The sequence below is a fragment of the Pseudomonas sp. FGI182 genome, from assembly GCF_000511325.1.
GTDB classification, from domain to species: Bacteria; Pseudomonadota; Gammaproteobacteria; order Pseudomonadales; family Pseudomonadaceae; genus Aquipseudomonas; species Aquipseudomonas putida_Z.
Map to the genome: position 1 here is coordinate 3,766,140 of NZ_CP007012.1, position 20,606 is coordinate 3,786,745.

Annotated in this window: 12 protein-coding genes; 8 read left to right on the forward strand and 4 right to left on the reverse strand. The window is 65.2% G+C overall.

Annotated features, from left to right (window positions below; genetic code table 11):
* Positions 1-44: 44 nt before the first annotated feature.
* The 3 genes from glgX (at position 45) to C163_RS16670 (ending at position 4,564) form a co-directional block, all read left to right on the forward strand.
* Positions 45-2,198 (forward strand): glycogen debranching protein GlgX, encoded by a 2,154-nt coding sequence (gene glgX, locus C163_RS16660; RefSeq protein WP_025339814.1) that lies wholly within the window; start codon positions 45-47, stop codon positions 2,196-2,198.
* 179 nt (positions 2,199-2,377) lie between these two features.
* On the forward strand, positions 2,378-3,187 hold the full coding sequence (locus tag C163_RS16665; protein WP_025339815.1) for an endonuclease/exonuclease/phosphatase family protein: 810 nt from the start codon (positions 2,378-2,380) through the stop codon (positions 3,185-3,187).
* Between the two features lie 300 nt (positions 3,188-3,487).
* Positions 3,488-4,564: an autotransporter outer membrane beta-barrel domain-containing protein gene (locus C163_RS16670; protein ID WP_025339816.1), complete on the forward strand. Its 1,077-nt coding sequence runs from the start codon at positions 3,488-3,490 to the stop codon at positions 4,562-4,564.
* A 117-nt stretch (positions 4,565-4,681) separates the two neighbouring features.
* Here the strand turns inward: C163_RS16670 and glgB are convergent, their stop codons facing one another.
* The 3 genes from glgB to C163_RS16685 form a co-directional block, all read right to left on the reverse strand.
* Positions 4,682-6,892 (reverse strand): 1,4-alpha-glucan branching protein GlgB, encoded by a 2,211-nt coding sequence (gene glgB, locus C163_RS16675; RefSeq protein WP_025339817.1) that lies wholly within the window; start codon positions 6,890-6,892, stop codon positions 4,682-4,684.
* On the reverse strand, positions 6,893-10,210 hold the full coding sequence (treS, locus tag C163_RS16680; protein WP_025339818.1) for a maltose alpha-D-glucosyltransferase: 3,318 nt from the start codon (positions 10,208-10,210) through the stop codon (positions 6,893-6,895). It abuts the gene before it with no gap.
* 171 nt (positions 10,211-10,381) lie between these two features.
* Positions 10,382-12,400 (reverse strand): alpha-1,4-glucan--maltose-1-phosphate maltosyltransferase, encoded by a 2,019-nt coding sequence (locus tag C163_RS16685; RefSeq protein WP_025339819.1) that lies wholly within the window; start codon positions 12,398-12,400, stop codon positions 10,382-10,384.
* A 140-nt stretch (positions 12,401-12,540) separates the two neighbouring features.
* On the opposite strand from C163_RS16685, the gene C163_RS27355 reads away from it, so the two are divergent.
* Positions 12,541-12,702 (forward strand): hypothetical protein, encoded by a 162-nt coding sequence (locus C163_RS27355; RefSeq protein WP_003251307.1) that lies wholly within the window; start codon positions 12,541-12,543, stop codon positions 12,700-12,702.
* A gap of 140 nt (positions 12,703-12,842) precedes the next feature.
* Here C163_RS27355 and C163_RS16690 read toward each other — a convergent pair whose 3' ends face one another.
* A complete protein-coding gene (locus C163_RS16690; protein WP_025339820.1) occupies positions 12,843-14,525 on the reverse strand; it encodes an AMP-binding protein in 1,683 nt (560 codons plus the stop codon).
* 324 nt (positions 14,526-14,849) lie between these two features.
* On the opposite strand from C163_RS16690, the gene C163_RS16695 reads away from it, so the two are divergent.
* From C163_RS16695 to C163_RS16710, 4 genes are read left to right on the forward strand one after another with little or no spacing between them, the layout of a single operon-like run.
* A complete protein-coding gene (locus C163_RS16695) occupies positions 14,850-16,013 on the forward strand; it encodes an isovaleryl-CoA dehydrogenase (protein WP_025339821.1) in 1,164 nt (387 codons plus the stop codon).
* A gap of 19 nt (positions 16,014-16,032) precedes the next feature.
* On the forward strand, positions 16,033-17,640 hold the full coding sequence (locus C163_RS16700) for a carboxyl transferase domain-containing protein (RefSeq protein WP_025339822.1): 1,608 nt from the start codon (positions 16,033-16,035) through the stop codon (positions 17,638-17,640).
* 3 nt (positions 17,641-17,643) lie between these two features.
* Complete coding sequence (locus tag C163_RS16705) at positions 17,644-18,459, forward strand: gamma-carboxygeranoyl-CoA hydratase (RefSeq protein WP_025339823.1); 816 nt, start codon at positions 17,644-17,646, stop codon at positions 18,457-18,459.
* The gene (locus tag C163_RS16710; RefSeq protein ID WP_025339824.1) at positions 18,456-20,408 is read left to right on the forward strand and encodes an acetyl/propionyl/methylcrotonyl-CoA carboxylase subunit alpha; all 1,953 of its coding nucleotides are present in this window, start codon (positions 18,456-18,458) and stop codon (positions 20,406-20,408) included. Before C163_RS16705 ends, C163_RS16710 begins: the two co-directional genes overlap by 4 nt.
* Positions 20,409-20,606: the final 198 nt, after the last annotated feature.

Below are 20,606 nucleotides of genomic sequence, written 5' to 3' on the forward strand. Positions count from 1 at the left end.
GGCCTACGCAGCTCCCTCCACCACCACGGCCACAGAGGACCGCCATGAGCCCCCGCACCCCGAAGAAAACCCGCTCTGTCGCCCCGTCGCGTATCCGCGAGGGCCTGCCCTTCCCCCTCGGCGCCACCTGGGATGGCCTTGGGGTCAACTTTGCCCTGTTCTCGGCCAACGCCACCAAGGTCGAGCTGTGCCTGTTCGACTCCACCGGCGAGCACGAAATCGAACGCATCGAGCTACCCGAATACACCGACGAGATCTACCACGGCTACCTGCCCGACGCGCACCCAGGGCTGGTCTACGGCTACCGCGTGCACGGGCCGTACGAGCCGGAGAACGGCCACCGCTTCAACCCCAACAAACTGCTGATCGACCCGTATGCCAAGCAACTGGTCGGCAGCCTGCAGTGGTCCGAAGCACTGTTCGGCTACACCATCGGCCACCCCGACGGCGACCTGTCGTTCGACGAGCGCGACAGCGCGCCGTTCGTGCCCAAGTGCAAGGTGATCGACCCTGCCTTCACCTGGGGCCGCGACCAGCGCGTGCTGATCCCCTGGGAGCGCACGATCATCTACGAGGCCCACACCCGTGGCATCAGCATGCGCCACCCGGCGGTACCGGAAGAACTGCGCGGCACCTTCGCCGGCCTGGCCAATGACGAGTTGCTCAAGCACATCAAGGAGCTGGGCGTTTCCAGCATCGAGCTGCTGCCGATTCACGCCTTCGTCAACGACCAGCACCTGCTGGACAAGGGCTTGAACAACTACTGGGGCTACAACAGCATCGCCTTCTTCGCCCCCCACCCGCGCTACCTGGCCAGCGGCAAGATCGCCGAATTCAAGGAAATGGTCGCGCACCTGCACGACGCCGGGCTGGAGGTGATCCTCGACGTGGTCTACAACCACACCGCCGAAGGCAACGAGCGCGGCCCGACGCTGTCGATGCGCGGTATCGACAACGCCTCCTACTACCGCCTGATGCCGGATGACAAGCGTTACTACATCAACGATTCCGGCACCGGCAACACCCTGGACCTGAGCCACCCCTGCGTGCTGCAGCTGGTCACCGACTCGCTGCGCTACTGGGCCGGCGAAATGCACGTGGACGGCTTCCGCTTCGACCTGGCGACCATCCTTGGCCGCTACCACGACGGCTACAGCGAACGCCACGGTTTCCTCGTCGCCTGCCGCCAGGACCCGATGCTGAGCCAGGTGAAGCTGATTGCCGAGCCCTGGGACTGCGGCCCGGGCGGCTACCAGGTGGGCAACTTCGCCCCGGGCTGGGCAGAGTGGAACGACCGCTTCCGCGACACCGTGCGCGCCTTCTGGAAAGGCGACGAAGGCCAACTGGCCGACTTTGCCTCGCGCATGACCGCCTCGGGGGACATGTTCAACAACCGTGGCCGGCGCCCCTATGCCTCGGTCAACTTCGTCACCGCCCACGACGGTTTCACCTTGCGCGACCTGGTGTCGTACAACCACAAGCACAACGAAGACAACGACGAGAACAACCAGGACGGCACCGATAACAACCTGTCGTGGAACTGCGGTGTCGAGGGGCCAACCGACGACCCGGCCGTGAATGCCCTGCGCATGCGCCAGATGCGCAACTATTTCGCAACCCTGCTGCTGGCCCAGGGCACGCCGATGATCGTCGCTGGTGACGAGTTCAGCCGCACCCAGCACGGCAACAACAATGCCTATTGCCAGGACAGCGAGATCGGCTGGGTGAACTGGGACCTGGACCAGGAGGGCAAAGAGCTGCTGGCTTTCGTCAAGCGCCTGACCCGCCTGCGCCTGGCCTACCCGGTACTGCGCCGCTCGCGCTTTCTGGTGGGCGACTACAATGAGGCGATCGGCGTCAAGGACGTGACCTGGCTGGCACCGGATGGCAACGAGATGAGCGTGGAGCAATGGGAAGACCCGCACGGGCGTTGCCTGGGCATGCTGATCGATGGCCGTGCCCAGGTCAGCGGCATTGCCCGGCCAGGCGCCGAGGCCACCGTGTTGCTGATCGTCAATGCCCACCATGACATCGTTCCGTTCGAGTTGCCGACGGTGCCCGAAGGGGATTACTGGAGCTGCCTGGTCGATACCGACCGGCCAGAGCTGCGCAAGGGGCAGCATCTGCAGTTCGACAGCACGTTCGAGGTGAAGGGGCGATCGTTGCTGCTGATGGTGTTGCAGCGTGATGAGGAGTGAACCTGAACCCGCTGGTATGTGTCCCTTGTGTAGGAGCGGCCTTGTGTCGCGATCGGGCCGCACAGCGGCCCCAGCTATTCTTGCCTTGGTGCTGACAAACGGGGCCGCTGCGCGGCCCGATCGCGACACAAGGCCGCTCCTACAAGGATCCGCGCAAACCCGTTGACCGAGGAGTAACCGTGAACCCCGAAGCCGGCAGTAAAGGTTTCGCCAGTGTCAATCAGGCCCCGGCCGTGAAGCGGCTGCAGGTGCTGACGGTGAATACCCACAAGGGCTTCACCGCCTTCAACCGGCGCTTCATCCTGCCGGAACTGCGCGAGGCGGTGCGCAGCACCCAGGCCGACATCGTCTTCCTCCAGGAAGTGCTCGGCAGCCACGACCGCCACGCCGCGCGCTACCCCGGCTGGCCGCAGACTTCTCAGTACGAGTTCCTCGCCGACAGCATGTGGAGCGACTTCGCCTACGGCCGCAACGCGGTCTACCCCGACGGCCACCACGGCAACGCGCTACTGTCCAAATACCCGATCATCGAACATCGCAACCTCGACGTGTCGATCACCGGCCCCGAACGACGTGGCCTGCTGCACTGCATCCTCGACGTGCCCGGCCAGCACCAGGTGCATGCCATCTGCGTGCACCTGTCGTTACTGGAAAGCCATCGCCAGAAACAACTGCAACTGCTGCGCAAGCTGCTCGAGTCCTTGCCCGCCGAGGCCCCGGTGATTATCGCCGGCGATTTCAACGACTGGAAATCCCACGGCAACCGCACCCTGGGCCTGCAGCGTGACCTGCACGAGGCCTTCGAGCGCCACCATGGGCACCTGGCCCGCACCTATCCTGCGCGGCTGCCGCTGTTGCGCCTGGACCGTGTCTACCTGCGCAACGCCGAAAGCCATGGGCCGCGGATTCTGGGGCACAAACCTTGGTCGCACCTGTCGGACCACCTGCCGTTGTCGGTCGAAGTCAGGCTTAGCAATCATTCTTCATAGCCACGCCACGACAAATAGCGAACCCCGCTATACCTCGCAGATTTATCAAAAGAATCAACACGTTGAACAAAACCACGGATCCTGAACACTTCCTTCACACTTTCTTGACGCAAGCGGCGGCCTCTCCTTAGCTGAACATATCAAGCAGTAAAGATCTCGCGCCGGGCCTCTAGCTCGCGCCTTCGTGCGCGCTGGCGAAAGCCTGGCGTGCTGGTTTGGGTCGCCCACTGTTTTTGCCGTACAGCTCGTGACAACAGGCCAGGTCCTAGGGCTGTAACACAAAAACAAAGGAGATCCGCCATGAAAAGCACCTCGAACCTCTTGCGCTTCGACAGCATTTTCTACGCGGTTTCCACGTCGCTGCTTCTGGCAACCCCGGTGGAAACTATCGCGTATGAACTGCAGGACGACCCGGCCTCGCCCGGTTTCCTGCACCAACCGGCAGTACCACAGCTGTCGCTCGACCCGGTCAGCGCCAGTGGCTTGAGTATCGGTACCTTGAATGCGTTCTCGCAGAAGATGAGCGAGCGCCATGGGCAGGCTGCACCGGACCTGGTCGCCAGCCAGTGGGCGCAGTTCTTCCCCACCACCGCGCGTGGTGGCGCGCAGCCCCCGGACCAGCTGGAGGCACCCAGCCAGCAACTGACGATCGGCCCGGACCTGTTCGTGCGTGAAACGGCAGCGGGCAATGTGCACCGCGCGGGGATCTTCGTGGGGCAAAACAACCTGCAGACCAGCTTCAACGGCATGCGCCGGCTGTTGGGCGACAAGCAACGCAACGCCGTGAACCTCAGCGGTGAAAGCCTGGGGGTTTACTGGAGCATGACCCATGAACAGGGCTGGCACCTGGATGCCGTGGCCATGGGTTCGCGCATCGACGTCAATGGCCGTGGCGAGAACGGCCAGCGACTGGACGACAGCGGCCACGCGATGACCTTCTCGCTGGAAGGCGGCATCCCCATCGGCCTGGGTGGCGGCTGGGTGATCGAACCGCAGGCGCAGTTGATCAACCAGCAGTTCTTCCCCGGCAGCCGGGCGCAGGAAGAGACCTTGCAGGCCTTCGACAGCCAGCCAAGCTGGAGCGGTCGGGTCGGCGCCAGGCTGTCCGGGCGTTATGAAGTACGCGGCATGCCGATCGAACCCTATGTGCGGACCAACGTGTGGTATGACTTCAGCAATGCCGATGAGGTGAAGCTGGACCAGGTCGACAAGATCTCCAGCTCGCGCTACTCGACCACGGTGGAACTGGGGTTGGGGCTGGTGGCGCGGGTGACGCCTTCGGTGGCGCTGTTTGTCAGTGCCGATTACAGCAGTGACGTGGACGACAATGATCTGAATGGGTTGATTGGCAGCCTTGGGGTGCGGATGCGGTGGTAGGCAGGGTCGGCCCTTTCGCGGGTGAACCCGCTCCCACAAGGACCGCACAGGGTCTGAAGCTTGTGCAATACCTGTGGGAGCGGGTTTACCCGCGAAGAGGCCAGTACAAGCAACACATCAGGCTGGTTTCATTATCAGAACCCCAAGCGGCGGCAGGTTCAGGGCCAGCGACTGCGGCTGCCCATGGCTGGCTATCTGGTCACTCTCCACCACCCCCAGGTTGCCGACATTGGACCCGGCATACAGCTCTGCGTCACTGTTCAACAGCTCCTGCCAGCGTTCGCCGAACGGCACGCCAATGCGATACCCCTCGCGCGGCACCGGGGTGAAGTTGGCCACCACCAGCACCGGCTCGCCACTGCTGCTCCAGCGCAGCCAGGCATACACGCTGTTCTGCGCATCGTCACCAATCAGCCACTGGAACCCCTGCGGCTGGCAATCCTGCTCATGCAACGCCGGCACCTCGCGGTACAGGCGGTTGAGGTCGCCGACCAGGCGCTGTACGCCCTGGTGCTCAGGGTACTGCAGCAGGTACCAGTCCAGCTCGCCATCGTGGTCCCACTCGCGCCACTGGCCGAATTCGCAGCCCATGAACAGCAGCTTCTTGCCCGGATGCGCCCACATGAAGGTGAGGTAGGCACGCAGGTTGGCGAACTTCTGCCAACGGTCGCCGGGCATCTTGTCGATCAGCGAATGCTTGCCGTGCACCACTTCGTCGTGGGAGATGGGCAGGATGAAGTGCTCGGAATAGGCATAGATCAGCCCGAAGCTCATCTCGTTGTGGTGATAGGTGCGGTGCACCGGGTCGTTCTGGATGTAATGCAAGGTGTCGTGCATCCAGCCCATGTTCCACTTGTAGGCAAAGCCCAGGCCGCCCTGCTGGGTCGGCTGGCTGACGCCGGGCCAGGCGGTGGACTCCTCGGCGATGATCAGCGCGCCCGGGGCCTCATGGGCCGCCACGCCGTTGAGGTGGCGGATGAAGTCGATGGCCTCCAGGTTCTCGCGCCCGCCGTGGCGGTTGGGCACCCATTCGCCGGCCTTGCGCGAATAGTCGCGGTACAACATCGAGGCCACTGCATCGACACGCAGGCCATCGATGTGAAAGTGCTTCAGCCAGTGCAGCGCCGAGGCCATCATGAAGCCGCGCACTTCGTTGCGGCCAAGGTTGTAGATCAGCGTGTTCCAGTCCTGGTGGTAGCCCTCCAGGGGGTTGTCGTATTCGTACAGGGCGGTGCCGTCGAAACGCGCCAGGCCGTGTTCATCGGTGGGGAAATGCGCTGGCACCCAGTCGAGCAGCACGCCAATGCCGCCCTGGTGGCAGGCGTCGATGAAGGCGGCGAAGTCCTCGGCGCTGCCGTAGCGCGAGGTGGGCGCGAACAGCGACAGCGGCTGGTAGCCCCAGGAACCACCGAACGGGTGCTCCATGATCGGCAGCAGTTCGATATGGGTGAAGCCCAGCTCCTGAACGTACGGCACCAGGCGCTCGGCCAACTCGCGCCAGTTGTAATAGCGCCCCACCTCGCCCGCCTCGTCCAGCTCGCAGCGCCACGACCCCGGGTGCAGCTCGTAGATCGACAGCGGCGCGCTGTAGGCATGGCGCTGCGCGCGTTGCGCCATCCAGTCGTGGTCTTGCCAGTCGTGGCTGAGCGCCCCCGCTACCTTGGAGGCGGTGCTTGGCGGCAGTTCGGTCGCACGCGCCAGCGGGTCGGCCTTCAGGGGCAGTATGCCGTCCTTGCCCAGCACCTCGAACTTGTAGGTTTCGCCCACGCCCAGGCGCGGCACGAACAGCTCCCACACCCCGGCGCTGTGGCGCAGGCGCATGGGGTGGCGGCGGCCATCCCAGTTGTTGAAGTCACCCACCACCGACACCCGCCGCGCATTCGGCGCCCACACCGAGAAACACACGCCGTCGACACCATCGACCTGGATAGGCTGGGCGCCGAAGCGCCCGGACAGGTCGCGGTGGTTGCCTTCGGCAAACAGGTACAGGTCCATGTCGCCCAGTTGCGGGCCAAAGCTGTAGGGGTCTTCGGTGACCTGCTCGCCACCGGCCCAGCCGATCTGCAGCAGGTACGGGTGTGCCTCATCGAGGTGCGCGGTGAACAGCCCCGGTAGGCTGCCCTGCTCCATTTCGGCGAGGATGCGCCCGTCATGCCGGGCAAGGATGCGCACATTCAGGGCAGTGGGCAGGAAAGCGCGGACCACCTGCCCACCCGCGCCGTCGCCATGGGGGCCGAGTACCGCAAATGGATCGGCGTGCTCGGCGCGGGCCAGGGCGTCGAGGTCCCGTTGCCGAAGGCCGCCGTTTTCACGCGTGGTTGCATTCATCTATGACTCTCCCCAGGTACTGATCAGTCCATGCAGGCCATGCAAAGGCACGGCCAGCCAGCTCGGACGGTTCTCGGCTTCGTATGTGATTTCGTAGGCAGCTTTTTCCAGGCAGAACAGCTCCAGTGCGGCGCGCTCGCCCTCGGCCTGTTGCCAGGCGTGAGGCATGGCCGCGGTGGCCAGGCCATAGGCTTCGACAAAGGCATGCCGCGATTGGTGCAGGTACTGCCTGGCAACCCGTTGCCGGGCTTGGCGCGCCGGGTCGGAAAGGTCGACCGCAGACGCGCTGCGCAAGATCATGGCAGCAGCATAGTCGAAGGATCGCAGCACGCCGCTGACATCTTTGTACGGGCTGTGTTTTGCCCGACGCTCTTGCAGCGGCCGGGCCGGTTCACCTTCGAAATCGATGAGGTAGGCGTCGCCCTGCACCACCAGCACCTGGCCCAGGTGCAGGTCGCCGTGCACGCGCATCAGCAGGCCGCCCTGGGCCTGGCGGGTCAGGTTGGCGATGTGCTGGGCCAGACCGTCGCGCTGTTGCTGCAAGTCGTCGACCAGCGCCTGGCTTTCGCTGTCGAGGCTGTCGCGGTGCTGGGCCAGCAGGTCGAGGGCATGGGTGAGTTCGGCGCTGATCTGCACACTCCAGCGTTCGCTGTCGTCGGCATCGCTCGGGCGCGGCTGGAAGGCCTCGTCATTGGTCGGTGCAGCCAGCAGCAGGTGCATCTCGCCCAGGCGCTGGCCGAGCAAGGCGGCAAAGCCGGTGAGTTCGGCCAGTGCATCGGTATGCGCATCGGCGTCGAGGCTGGAAGGCTCCATCTGGTCGCGGATGGCCCGCTCCAGCGTGTTCTGGGTCCAGGCCCAAGCGTCGCCCTGGTTGCTCAGGTAGCCCTGGGCGATCATCAGCAGGTGTGGCGCACCCTGCTCATCCACCCGGCTGACCCAGGCCAGCAGCGGCGAAATGTTGGCAAAGCCTGCGGCGGTCAGGTAGGCACTCATTTCCAGCTCGGGGTGCACACCCGGGTTGACCCGGCGAATCAGCTTGAGCACCACCTGGTCGCCGATCACCACCGAGCTGTTGGACTGCTCGGCGCTGAGGTAGCGCACGCTGCTTTCATCGTTCAACGCCAGGCTCGCCAACTGCTGCGTGCTTTCGAAGCGCAGCTCGCCCTCGCCGTTGCCACAAGGCAGATGCATACCGCCCTCACAGGCACGCAACACCGCGCGGATGAATGGCTCGAGGACGAAGGCATCGGTGATCAGCCCAACCTGATGGGCACGGCGCACCCGTGACAGGGCCAGCTGTTGTGGCAGCGCGCTGTTGATCTGCTCTTCGGGCAGCAGGCCGAACGGCAGTTGGTAGCGGTTGGCCACACCGTCGCTGAGCACTTCGATTTCACTAAGCAGCACCGGTGTGGTCGACGTGCCGAAACGCACGCCGTAGCACAGGCGCACCTGGTCAATCGGCCCTTCCTTGCCGGCGAACCAGCGCCGCTTGGGCAGGTACTGCGGCAGGATGGCGCTTTGCAGGGTATCGCTGGAGGGGGCCTCCAGCAGTTCCTCCAGGCGTTTGCGCAATACCAGTGTGGTCAATTCGGGTAACCCCTCGGTGGCCTGGATGTGCCAGCTGGGCATGCGATCGTGGCTGGCCAGCAGGAACCAGTAGAAGGCGTAGGGTGGCAAGGTCAGCAGGAACGGCAGTTGCCCGATTGGCGGGAAAGCGCTGCCGCCGAGCATCTCCACCGGTACTTTGTCGGCGTATTGTGACAATTCCAGTTCAGCCGCCTGGGCGGCGCGGGAAACGTTGGCCACGCACAGGATGACTTCGGTATTGCCATCAGCGTCGGTGTACTCGCGCAAGTAGGCGAGGATGCGCCGGTTGTTCGGCGTGAGGGTACGCAGGCTGCCGCGGCCGAAGGCCTTTTGCTGCTTGCGCACCGCCAGCATGCGCCGGGTCCAGTTCAGCAGCGAGTGCGGGTCGTTGGCCTGGGCTTCGACGTTGACGGTCTGGTAGCCGTACAGCGGGTCCATGATCGGCGGCAGCACCAGGCGCTGCGGGTCGGCGCGGGAGAAACCACCGTTGCGGTCCGGCGACCATTGCATGGGCGTGCGCACACCATCGCGGTCGCCCAGGTAGATGTTGTCGCCCATGCCCAGTTCGTCGCCGTAGTACAGGGTGGGCGTGCCGGGCATCGACAGCAGCAGGCTGGTGAGCAATTCGATGCGCCGCCGGTCACGCTGCAGCAACGGCGCCAGGCGGCGGCGGATGCCCAGGTTGATGCGGGCGCGGCGGTCTTCGGCGTAGTAGTTCCACAGGTAGTCGCGCTCGCGGTCGGTGACCATTTCCAGGGTCAGCTCATCGTGGTTGCGCAGGAAGATCGCCCATTGGCAGTTGGCGGGGATTTCCGGGGTCTGGCGCAGGATGTCGGTGATCGGGAAGCGGTCTTCCATGGCCAGGGCCATGTACATGCGCGGCATCAACGGGAAGTGGAAGGCCATGTGGCATTCGTCGCCCTCGCCTTCGCCAAAGTACGGGCGGGTGTCCTCGGGCCATTGGTTGGCCTCGGCCAGCAGCATGCGGTCGGGGTAGTTGGCGTCGATTTCGGCGCGGATCGCCTTGAGCACGTCGTGGGTTTCGGCAAGGTTCTCGTTGTTGGTGCCATCGCGCTCGATCAGGTAGGGGATGGCGTCCAGGCGCAGGCCATCGACACCCAGGTCCAGCCAGAAGCGCATCACCCCGATCACTGCCTTGAGCACTTGCGGGTTGTCGAAGTTGAGGTCGGGCTGGTGCGAGTAGAAGCGGTGCCAGAAGTACTGGCCGGCGACCGGGTCCCAGGTCCAGTTGGACTTCTCGGTGTCGAGGAAGATGATGCGCGTGCCGTCGTACTTCTGGTCGTCATCCGACCACACGTAGAAATCCCGTGCCTTGCTGCCGCGCTTGGCATGGCGGGCGCGCTGGAACCAGGGATGCTGGTCGCTGGTGTGGTTGATGACCAGCTCGGTGATCACCCGCAGGCCGCGTTTGTGCGCCTCGGCGATAAAGCGGCGGGCATCGGCCAGGTTGCCGTAGTCGGGGTGCACGGCCTTGTATTCGGCGATGTCGTAGCCGTCGTCGCGGCGTGGCGAGGGATAGAACGGCAGCAGCCACAGGGTGTTGACGCCCAGCTCGGCAATGTAGTCGAGCTTGCTGATCAGGCCGGCGAAATCGCCGATGCCGTCGTTGTTCGAATCGAAGAACGACTTGATGTGCAGCTGGTAGATGACGGCGTCCTTGTACCACAGCGGGTCGTCGATGAAGGCTGCCGGGCGGGAACGCTTGGCCATGTGCGACTCCTTTCAATTCCTGGTTGCTCTGGCCCTGATGCACAAGCAACTGACTTGACACGATCCCTGTGGGAGCGGGTTTACCCGCGAACACCGGCGAAGCCGGTGCCATGCTCCGCGGCGCCTGCTTCGCGGGTAAACCCGCTCCCACAGGGGATGGCGTGTACCTGGCTAACGGGCCTTTTCGATGCGCCAGATACCGAACGGCAGATGCCAGGGTTCGATGCGCATCCATTGGGTCTTGCCGTACCACGACCAGCGATGCCCATTCATCAGGTCTTCACCCAGGGTTTCGGCGTTGTCATCCAGCCCCAGCTCCCACAGCGGCAGCTCGAAATGCGCCTCCTGGGCGTTGTGCGGGTCGAGGCTGATTGCCACCAGGATGTAGTTGTCGCGCTCGGGCGTGCGCTTGGCGAAGTACAGGATGTTGTCGTTCCAGCAGTTGAAGAACGCCACGCCCAGGTGGGTCTGCAAGGCGCGGTTCTGCCGGCGGACACGGTTGAGCTGGGCGATCTCGGCAATGATGTTGCCGGGTTGGCTGAAATCGCGTGGGCGGATTTCGTACTTCTCCGAATCCAGGTACTCCTCCTTGCCCGGCAGCGGTGTGCCTTCGCACAGTTCGAAGCCCGAGTACATGCCCCACAGCCCCGAACCCATGGTGGCCAGCGCCGCGCGGATGAGGAAGCCGGCACGGCCGGAGGTGTGCAGGAAGTACGGGTTGATGTCGGGGGTATTGACGAAGAAGTTGGGCCGGTAGCACTGGCTCCATGGCGGCTGGTTGAGCTGCTCGAAGTACTCGCGCAGTTCCTGTTTGTGGTTGCGCCAGGTGAAGTAGGTATAGCTCTGCGCGTATCCGACCTTGCCCAGGCGGGCCATCATCGCCGGCTTGGTGAAGGCTTCGGCGAGGAAGATGACCTCGGGGTGCCGGCTGCGCACATTGGCGATCAGCCATTGCCAGAACGGCAGTGGCTTGGTGTGCGGGTTGTCGACGCGGAAGGTCTTCACCCCCTCCTCGACCCAACCGACCACAACGTCGCGCAGGGCCAGCCACAACGACGGCACGGCCTCGGGTGCATAGAAATCGACATTGACGATGTCCTGGTACTTCTTCGGTGGGTTCTCGGCATAGCGGATGGTGCCGTCCGGTCGCCAGCTGAACCAGCCGGGGTGCTCCTTGAGCCAGGGGTGGTCCTGGGAGCACTGGATGGCGAAGTCGAGGGCGATTTCCAGGCCATGCTCGGCCGCCGCGGCCACCAGGCGGCGGAAGTCCTCGCGGCTGCCCAGCTGCGGGTGAATCGCCTCGTGGCCGCCTTCTGCGCTGCCGATGGCATACGGGCTGCCCGGGTCGCCGGGCTCCGCCGTGAGGGCGTTGTTGCGGCCCTTGCGGTGCTGCATGCCGATGGGATGGATGGGCGGGAAGTACAGCACGTCGAAGCCCATGTCGCGGATCATCGGCAGGCGCTCGTGCACATCATTGAAGGTGCCGTGGCGCTCGGGGCTGTCGGTGATCGAGCGCGGGAACAGCTCGTACCAACTGGCGAACTGCGCGGCCGGGCGGTCGACATTGACGGGGAATTCGCGGCTGCGGGCCAGGTAGCTGCGGTGCTCGGCGTCGCTCATCAGGCGGGCGGTGGCGGGGTCGAGAAACAGCGCCACCTGGTCGTCGGCATTCAGCGTGGGCAGGCGCTGCTGCAAGGCCTGGAGCTCCTCGCGCAGGGCACCGTTGCACAGCTCGATGCCCTTGCCCAGCATCAATCGGCCTTCCTCCAGCTCCAGCCGAACCTCGACACCGGCGTGGTACTTCTTCTCCAGGTCGTGGCAATAGGTGGCGAACGGGTCGATCCAGGCCTCGATGCTGAACAGGTGCGGGCCCAGTTCGGTGGGGGTGAACTCGGCCAGCCACAGGTCGTTGCCCGGCGAGTGCATGGGCACGCAATGCCAGCGCCGGCTGTGGGCCTGGCGCCAGTTGAGCATCACGGCCAGGCGGTCGTGGCCGTCGCTGTAGACCTTGCTGCTGACCGCCACCGGTTGGCCGCTGATGGCCTTGGCGGCGAAGGTGCCGGCTTCGAGCACGGGTTGGGTGTCTTCGATCACGATGCGCGGCGCCAGCAGCGCCTGGGACAGGCTGATGGCCTGGTCCGGGTGATCGTTGGCCATGGGCACGCTTTCGAAGGGCTCGTTTCGTGACATCGGACCTTGCTCCCTCAGGCTGGTGGCGGTAAGGGTTCAGAGCCGGGCACAGGCGTGGGGTTCAAAAAAATTGAGCGAACGGCAGCTGCCAGGGGTCGAAGCCTGCAGCACCTCTTCAATTACCCAAGCGAGGTCAGGCCATGAACATTCCCATTCCACCGGAGACTCCCGATCCCAACATCGACGACCCGAGCCTGCCGCCGCCCGTGCCGGAGGAAGACCCGGACGAGCTGCCGATCAAGCCGACCGTGCCGCCGACGGTGGGCGACCCGCCGAGCCAGGAACCACCGGTGAAGGCTTAAGGGTAGACCAGGATCTTGTGCTGGCAGGGCCGGCCTCTTCGCGGGCACGCCCGCTCCCACAGGTATTCCACAGAGCCCGAGGGCACTGAAGTACCTGTGGGAGCGGGCGTGCCCGCGAAAGGGCCGGAACAGCCAATGCATCAACCAGCAGTAACCACCGAGATCTCCGCCACACTGATCTCCCGCATGCGGAACTTCTGCACCTTGCCGGTCACCGTCATCGGGTACTCGTCGACAAAGCGGATATGCCGCGGCACCTTGAAGTGTGCAATGCGCGCCTTGCACCAGCCCTGCAGTTCCTCGACCGTGGCACTGTGCCCCGGGTGCAGCTTGATCCAGGCGACGATCTCCTCGCCATAACGGCTGCACGGGATACCGATCACCTGCGCATCAGCCACGGCCGGGTGGGTGTAGAAGAACTCTTCCAGTTCACGCGGGTAGATGTTCTCGCCGCCGCGAATGATCATGTCCTTGTTGCGCCCGACAATGCGCACGTAGCCGTGCTCGTCCATCACCGCCAGGTCGCCCGAATGCATCCAGCCGGCCGGGTCGATGGCATCTGCCGTGGCCTGGGGGTTGTCCCAGTAGCCGAGCATCACGCTGTAGCCGCGGGTGCACAGCTCGCCGATCTCGCCGCGCGGGACGATGCAGCCGTCGGTATCAACGAGCTTGTTCTCCAGCTGCGGCTGGGTGCGGCCGACGGTGGTCACGCGCAGCTCCAGGTCGTCGTCCGGGCCGGTCTGCAGCGACACCGGGCTGGTTTCGGTCATGCCGTAGGCAATCTGCACTTCGGCCATGTGCATCTGGTCGATGACCCGGCGCATCACCTCGATCGGGCAAGTGGCGCCGGCCATGATGCCGCTGCGCAGGGTCGACAGGTCCATTTGCGCGCGCGCGGGGTGGTCGAGCATGGCGATGAACATGGTTGGCACGCCATAGAGAATGCTCGCGCGCTCTTCGGCCACGGCGCGCAGGGTGAGCTCGGCGTCGAAGGCGTCGTTGGGGTAGATCATGGTGCTGCCGTGGGTGATGCAGCCGAGGTTGGCCATGACCATGCCAAAGCAGTGGTACAGCGGCACCGGGATCACCATGCGGTCGCGTGCGGTCAGGCCCAGGCTTTCGCCGACCATGAAGCCGTTGTTGAGGATGTTGTAGTGGCTGAGCGTGGCGCCCTTCGGTGCGCCAGTGGTGCCGGAGGTGTACTGGATGTTCACCGGCTGGTCGAACTGCAGGCTTTGCTGGCGCTTCGCGTAAGCCTCGACGGAGGTCTGCCCTGCCAGCTCGGCCAGCGCTTGCCAAGGCAGGAAGCCTGCCGGCGGGTTGGCGGCCAGGCTGACCACACCGCGCAGGTCGGGCAGGTGTTCACTGGCGATTTCACCCGGGGTGGCGCTGGCCAGCTCCGGCGCCAGTTCCTGGACCATGGCGTGGTAGTCGGACGTCTTGAAGGCATCGGCACACACCAGCCAGCGGCAACCGGACTGGCGCAGCACGTATTCCAGCTCGCCCACGCGGTAGGCCGGGTTGATGTTGACCAGAATCGCGCCGACCTTGGCACTGGCCAACTGCAGGATGCACCACTGGGCGCAGTTGGGCGACCAGATGCCGACCCGATCGCCGGTGTTCACGCCCAGGGCCATCAGGGCACGAGCATGCACCTCGACCTGCTCGGCCAACTGCCGCCAGCTGTAGCGCAGGCCCTGATGGCGCGACACCAGGGCCTCGCCGTCGGCACAACGGGCCACGGTGGCGTCGAAGGCCTGGCCGATGGTCTGGGTCAGCAAGGCTTGGTCCTGGCGACCGCGGGTATAGCTTGGTTGACTCATGGGTGTCCCTTCTTGTGGTTGTTCTGGGCACGACTGAAGCAAGCGGGAATACTCTGGCGCAGATTTACGTTTACGTAAAGGTGATGAGTCGATTGACAGTGAGCGTATGCAGGTTTACGTTAACGTAAAGGTGATGAACGACACCATCCCTCAGGCATGACGCCGAACCCTGTGGGAGCGGGCGTGCCCGCGAATGCGATCACTCAGGCAATGACGGTGGTCCTGCTGACGCATTCGCGGGCAAGCCCGCTCCCACAGGGTCCGGCGCCAGATCCTTGAGCCAGGGTGTTTCCCATATTTCAAGAACAAGAAGGTGCTCCCAGCATGCATTACCCCACCCTGAACTTCGCCCTGGGCGAAACCATCGACATGCTCCGCGACCAGGTGCGCACCTTCGTCGCCGCCGAACTGGCCCCGCGCGCCGCGCAAATCGACCACGACAACCTGTTCCCGGCCGACATGTGGCGCAAGTTCGGCGACATGGGCCTGCTGGGCATCACCGTGCCGGAAGAATACGGCGGTGCCGGCCTGGGCTACCTGGCCCACGTGGTGTCGATGGAAGAAATCAGCCGTGGCTCGGCCTCGGTGGCCCTGTCCTACGGTGCCCACTCCAATCTCTGCGTCAACCAGATCAACCGCAACGGCAGCCACGAGCAGAAGCTCAAGTACCTGCCCAAGCTGATCAGCGGCGAGCACATCGGCGCCCTGGCCATGAGCGAGCCCAACGCCGGTTCCGACGTGGTGTCGATGAAGCTGCGCGCGGAAAAGCGCGGCGACCACTACGTGCTCAACGGCAGCAAGACCTGGATCACCAACGGCCCGGACGCCAACACCTACGTGATCTACGCCAAGACCGACCTGGACAAGGGCGCGCACGGCATCACCGCGTTCATCGTCGAGCGTGACTGGAAAGGCTTCAGCCGCAGCAACAAGTTCGACAAGCTGGGCATGCGTGGCTCCAACACCTGCGAGCTGTTCTTCGACGGCGTCGAAGTACCGGAAGAAAACATCCTTGGCCAGCTCAATGGTGGCGTGCGCGTGCTGATGAGCGGCCTGGACTACGAGCGCGTGGTGCTGTCCGGCGGCCCGACCGGCATCATGCAAAGCTGCATGGACCTGGTGGTTCCCTACATTCACGACCGCAAGCAGTTCGGCCAGAGCATCGGCGAGTTCCAGCTGATCCAGGGCAAGATCGCCGACATGTACACCCAGCTCAACGCCAGCCGCGCCTACCTGTATGCCGTGGCCCAGGCCTGCGACCGTGGCGAGACCACCCGCAAGGACGCCGCCGGGGTGATCCTGTACACCGCCGAGCGCGCCACGCAAATGGCCCTGGAGGCGATCCAGATTCTCGGCGGCAATGGCTATATCAACGAATTCCCGGCAGGCCGCCTGCTGCGCGACGCCAAGCTGTACGAGATCGGTGCCGGCACCAGCGAAATCCGCCGGATGCTGATCGGCCGCGAACTGTTCAACGAAACCCGCTGAGCACAAGGGACGGGCGCACATGGCTACCTTGCACACCCAGATCAACCCGCGTTCGGCGGAGTTCGCCGGCAACAGCGCGGCCATGCTCGAACAGGTCCAGGCCCTGCGCGGCCTGCTCGCCCAAGTGGCCCAGGGCGGTGGGCCCAAGGCTCAGGAGCGGCACACTTCGCGTGGCAAGCTGCTGCCGCGCGAGCGTATCGACCGCCTGCTGGACCCAGGCTCGCCGTTCCTCGAAATCGGCCAACTGGCTGCCCATGAGGTATATGGCGAAGACGTACCCGCTGCGGGCGTGATCGCCGGCATCGGCCGCGTCGAAGGCGTGGAATGCATGATCGTGGCCAACGACGCCACGGTCAAAGGCGGTTCCTACTACCCGCTGACGGTGAAGAAACACCTGCGTGCGCAGACCATCGCCCTGCAGAACCGCCTGCCGTGCATCTACCTGGTGGACTCCGGCGGCGCCAACCTGCCACGCCAGGACGAAGTGTTCCCCGACCGCGAGCACTTCGGGCGGATCTTCTTCAACCAGGCCAACATGAGCGCACTGGGCATTCCGCAGATTGCCGTGGTGATGGGCTCGTGCACCGCCGGCGGTGCATACGTGCCCGCGATGGCCGACGAAGCGATCATGGTGCGCCAGCAAGCGACCATCTTCCTCGCCGGCCCCCCACTGGTAAAGGCCGCCACCGGTGAGGTGGTGAGCGCCGAAGACCTCGGCGGCGCCGATGTGCACTGCCGCACCAGCGGCGTGGCCGATCACTATGCCGACAACGACGAACACGCCCTGGCCCTGGCCCGACGCAGCGTGGCCAACCTCAACTGGCACAAGCTGGGCAAGCTGCAGCGCCTGGCCCCGGTGGCACCGCTGTATGCCGCCGAGGAGCTGTATGGCGTGGTGCCGGCCGATGCCAAGCAACCGTTCGACGTGCGCGAGGTGATCGCGCGCCTGGTCGACGGCTCGGTGTTCGACGAGTTCAAGGCGCTGTTCGGTACCACCCTGGTGTGCGGCTTCGCCCACCTGCACGGCTACCCGGTGGCGATCCTCGCCAACAACGGCATCCTGTTCGCCGAGGCCGCGCAAAAAGGCGCGCACTTCATCGAACTGGCCTGCCAGCGCGGCATCCCGCTGCTGTTCCTGCAGAACATCACCGGCTTCATGGTCGGCAAGAAGTACGAAGAAGGCGGCATCGCCAAGCACGGCGCCAAGCTGGTCACTGCCGTGGCCTGCGCCCAGGTGCCGAAGTTCACGGTGATCATCGGCGGCAGCTTTGGCGCCGGCAACTACGGCATGTGCGGCCGTGCCTACGACCCGCGCTTCCTGTGGATGTGGCCCAACGCGCGGATTGGCGTGATGGGGGCCGAACAGGCCGCCGGCGTGCTGGCCCAGGTCAAGCGCGAACAGAGCGAGCGCAGTGGCCACCCGTTCAGCGCCGAAGACGAAGCCCGGCTCAAGCAGCCGATCCTTGACCAGTACGAGCACCAGGGCCACCCCTACTACTCCAGCGCCCGCCTGTGGGACGACGGTGTCATCGACCCGGCACAGACCCGCGACGTGCTCGGCCTGGCGTTGTCCGCCGCGCTGAACGCACCGATCGAACAGAGCCGCTTCGGCATTTTCCGGATGTGACCCATGAGCGATTTCAGCACCCTCGAAGTGATCCGCGACCCGCGCGGCTTCGCCACCCTGTGGCTGAGCCGCGAGGACAAGAACAACGCCTTCAACGCCTTGATGATCCGCGAGCTGATCGTCGCCCTCGACCAGTTGGCCGAGGACACCAGCCTGCGCTTCGTGCTGCTGCGCGGCCGCGGCCGGCACTTCAGCGCCGGCGCCGACCTGGCCTGGATGCAGCAGTCGGCGCAGCTGGACTTCAACACCAACCTGGATGATGCCCGCGAGCTGGGCGAGCTGATGTACGCCCTGCACCGCCTCAAGGCGCCGACCCTGGCCGTGGTGCAAGGCGCGGCCTTTGGCGGCGCGCTGGGCCTGATCAGCTGCTGCGACATGGCCATCGGCGCCGAAGACGCCCAGCTTTGCCTGTCGGAAGTACGCATCGGCCTGGCCCCGGCAGTGATCAGCCCGTTCGTGGTCAAGGCCATCGGCGAGCGTGCCGCACGCCGCTATGCCCTCACCGCCGAGCGTTTCAGCGGCGTGCGGGCCCGCGAGCTGGGCCTGCTGGCCGAGGTCTACCCGGCCAGCGAACTGGACGCCCAGGTCGAAACCTGGGTGAGCAACCTGCTGCAGAACAGCCCGCAAGCGCTGCGCGCCACCAAGGACCTGCTGCGTGAAGTGGACGACGGTGAGCTCAGCCCGGCCCTGCGCCGCTACTGCGAAAACACCATCGCCCGCATCCGCGTCAGCGCCGAAGGCCAGGAGGGCCTGCGCGCCTTCCTGGAAAAACGCCGCCCCGCCTGGCAAACCGACGACAAGAAGGAGCCGCGCCCATGAGCCGCCCCGCTTTGACCACCCTGCTGGTCGCCAACCGCGGCGAAATCGCCTGCCGGGTGATGCGCACCGCCAAGGCCATGGGCCTGACCACCGTGGCCGTGCACAGCGCCACCGACCGTGATGCCCGGCACAGCCGCGAAGCCGATATCCGCGTCGACCTCGGCGGCACCAAGGCTGCCGAAAGCTACCTGCTGGTCGACAAGCTGCTGGCCGCAGCCAAGGCCAGCGGCGCCCAGGCCATCCACCCGGGCTATGGCTTCCTGTCCGAGAACGCAGGCTTCGCCCGTGCCATCGAAGAGGCCGGGCTGATCTTCCTCGGCCCACCGGCCAGCGCCATCGACGCCATGGGCAGCAAGTCGGCGGCCAAGGCACTGATGGAAGCCGCTGGCGTGCCACTGGTGCCGGGCTACCACGGCGAAGCCCAGGACCTGGACACCTTCCGCGCCGCCGCCGAACGCATCGGCTACCCGGTGCTGCTCAAGGCCAGCGCCGGCGGCGGTGGCAAGGGCATGAAAGTGGTCGAGGAAGAAAGCCAGCTGGCCGACGCCCTGGCCTCGGCCCAGCGTGAGGCGCAGTCGTCGTTCGGCGATGCGCGCATGCTGGTGGAAAAGTACGTGCTCAAGCCGCGCCATGTGGAAATCCAGGTATTCGCCGACCAGCACGGCAACTGCCTGTACCTCAACGAGCGTGACTGCTCGATACAGCGCCGCCACCAGAAGGTGGTGGAAGAAGCCCCTGCGCCAGGCCTGTCGGCCGAATTGCGCCGGGCCATGGGTGAGGCGGCGGTACGCGCGGCCCAGGCCATCGGCTACGTGGGTGCCGGCACCGTGGAGTTCCTGCTCGATGCCCGTGGCGAGTTCTTCTTCATGGAGATGAACACCCGCCTGCAGGTGGAGCACCCGGTCACCGAGGCCATTACCGGGCTCGACCTGGTGGCCTGGCAGATTCGCGTGGCCTGCGGCGAGGCCCTGCCGATCACCCAGGAACAGGTGCCGCTGATCGGCCATGCCATCGAAGTGCGCCTGTATGCCGAGGACCCGGCCAACGAATTCCTGCCCGCGACCGGCAAGCTGGCGCTGTACCGCGAGTCGGCGGCCGGCGAAGGGCGACGGGTGGACAGCGGGGTCAGCGAAGGTGACGTGGTGTCGCCGTTCTACGACCCGATGCTGGGCAAGCTGATCGCCTGGGGCGAAGACCGCGAACAGGCGCGCCTGCGCTTGCTGGCCATGCTCGACGAGTTTGCCATTGGCGGGTTGAAGACCAACATCGCCTTCCTGCGGCGCATTCTCGCCCACCCGGCGTTTGCTGCTGCGGAACTGGATACTGGCTTCATTCCGCGTCACCAGGAGGTTTTGCTGCCTGCGCCTCAAGCGCTGCCGGCAGGCTTCTGGAAAGCCGCGGCCGAGGCCTGGTTGCAGGGCCAGGCCGCACACCAGCGGGACGACGACCGCAGTTCGCCGTGGGCCGAGCGCAACGGCCTGCGCCTGGGCCTGCCGGCGCGCAGCAGCCTGCACCTGGCGAGTGGCGGGCAGGACCAGGCAGTTGCCTTGGAGCGCAGCGCAGCGTCTACCTGGCAACTGGTGGGCGAGCAGTTGGTGCATGACCAGGCGGGTGTGCGTCGCCAGCATCTGGCGATCCGCCGCGGTGGCACGCTCTACTTGCAGTGGGATGGCGAGATGCATGCCATCGAAGCCTTCGACCCGATTGCCGAGGCCGAGGCCAGCCACAGCCACCAGGGCGGCCTGGGCGCGCCCATGAACGGCAGCATCGTGCGGGTGCTGGTGGAGCCTGGGCAGGTGGTGGAAGCAGGTACGGCGCTGGTAGTGCTGGAGGCCATGAAGATGGAGCACAGCATTCGCGCGCCGCATGGCGGCACGGTGAAGGCGTTGTTCTGCCAGGAAGGGGATATGGTCAGCGAAGGGACGGTGCTGGTCGAACTGGCGGAGTGAGTTTGGGGCGCTTGGCTTGGTTCTTTTTGCGCCTGTGAGATCGAGCGCCGCCCGCGCGGCGCTTCGCGGGACAAGCCCGCTCCCACATTTGTTGCAACGTGGCCATGCTTGTGGGAAAGGCGTTGCCAGCCTTGGTGCAAGGCTTGAGACAAGTGGAGCTGCAGTAGTGCCAACAAGAACTACAGCCATGCCACCAAG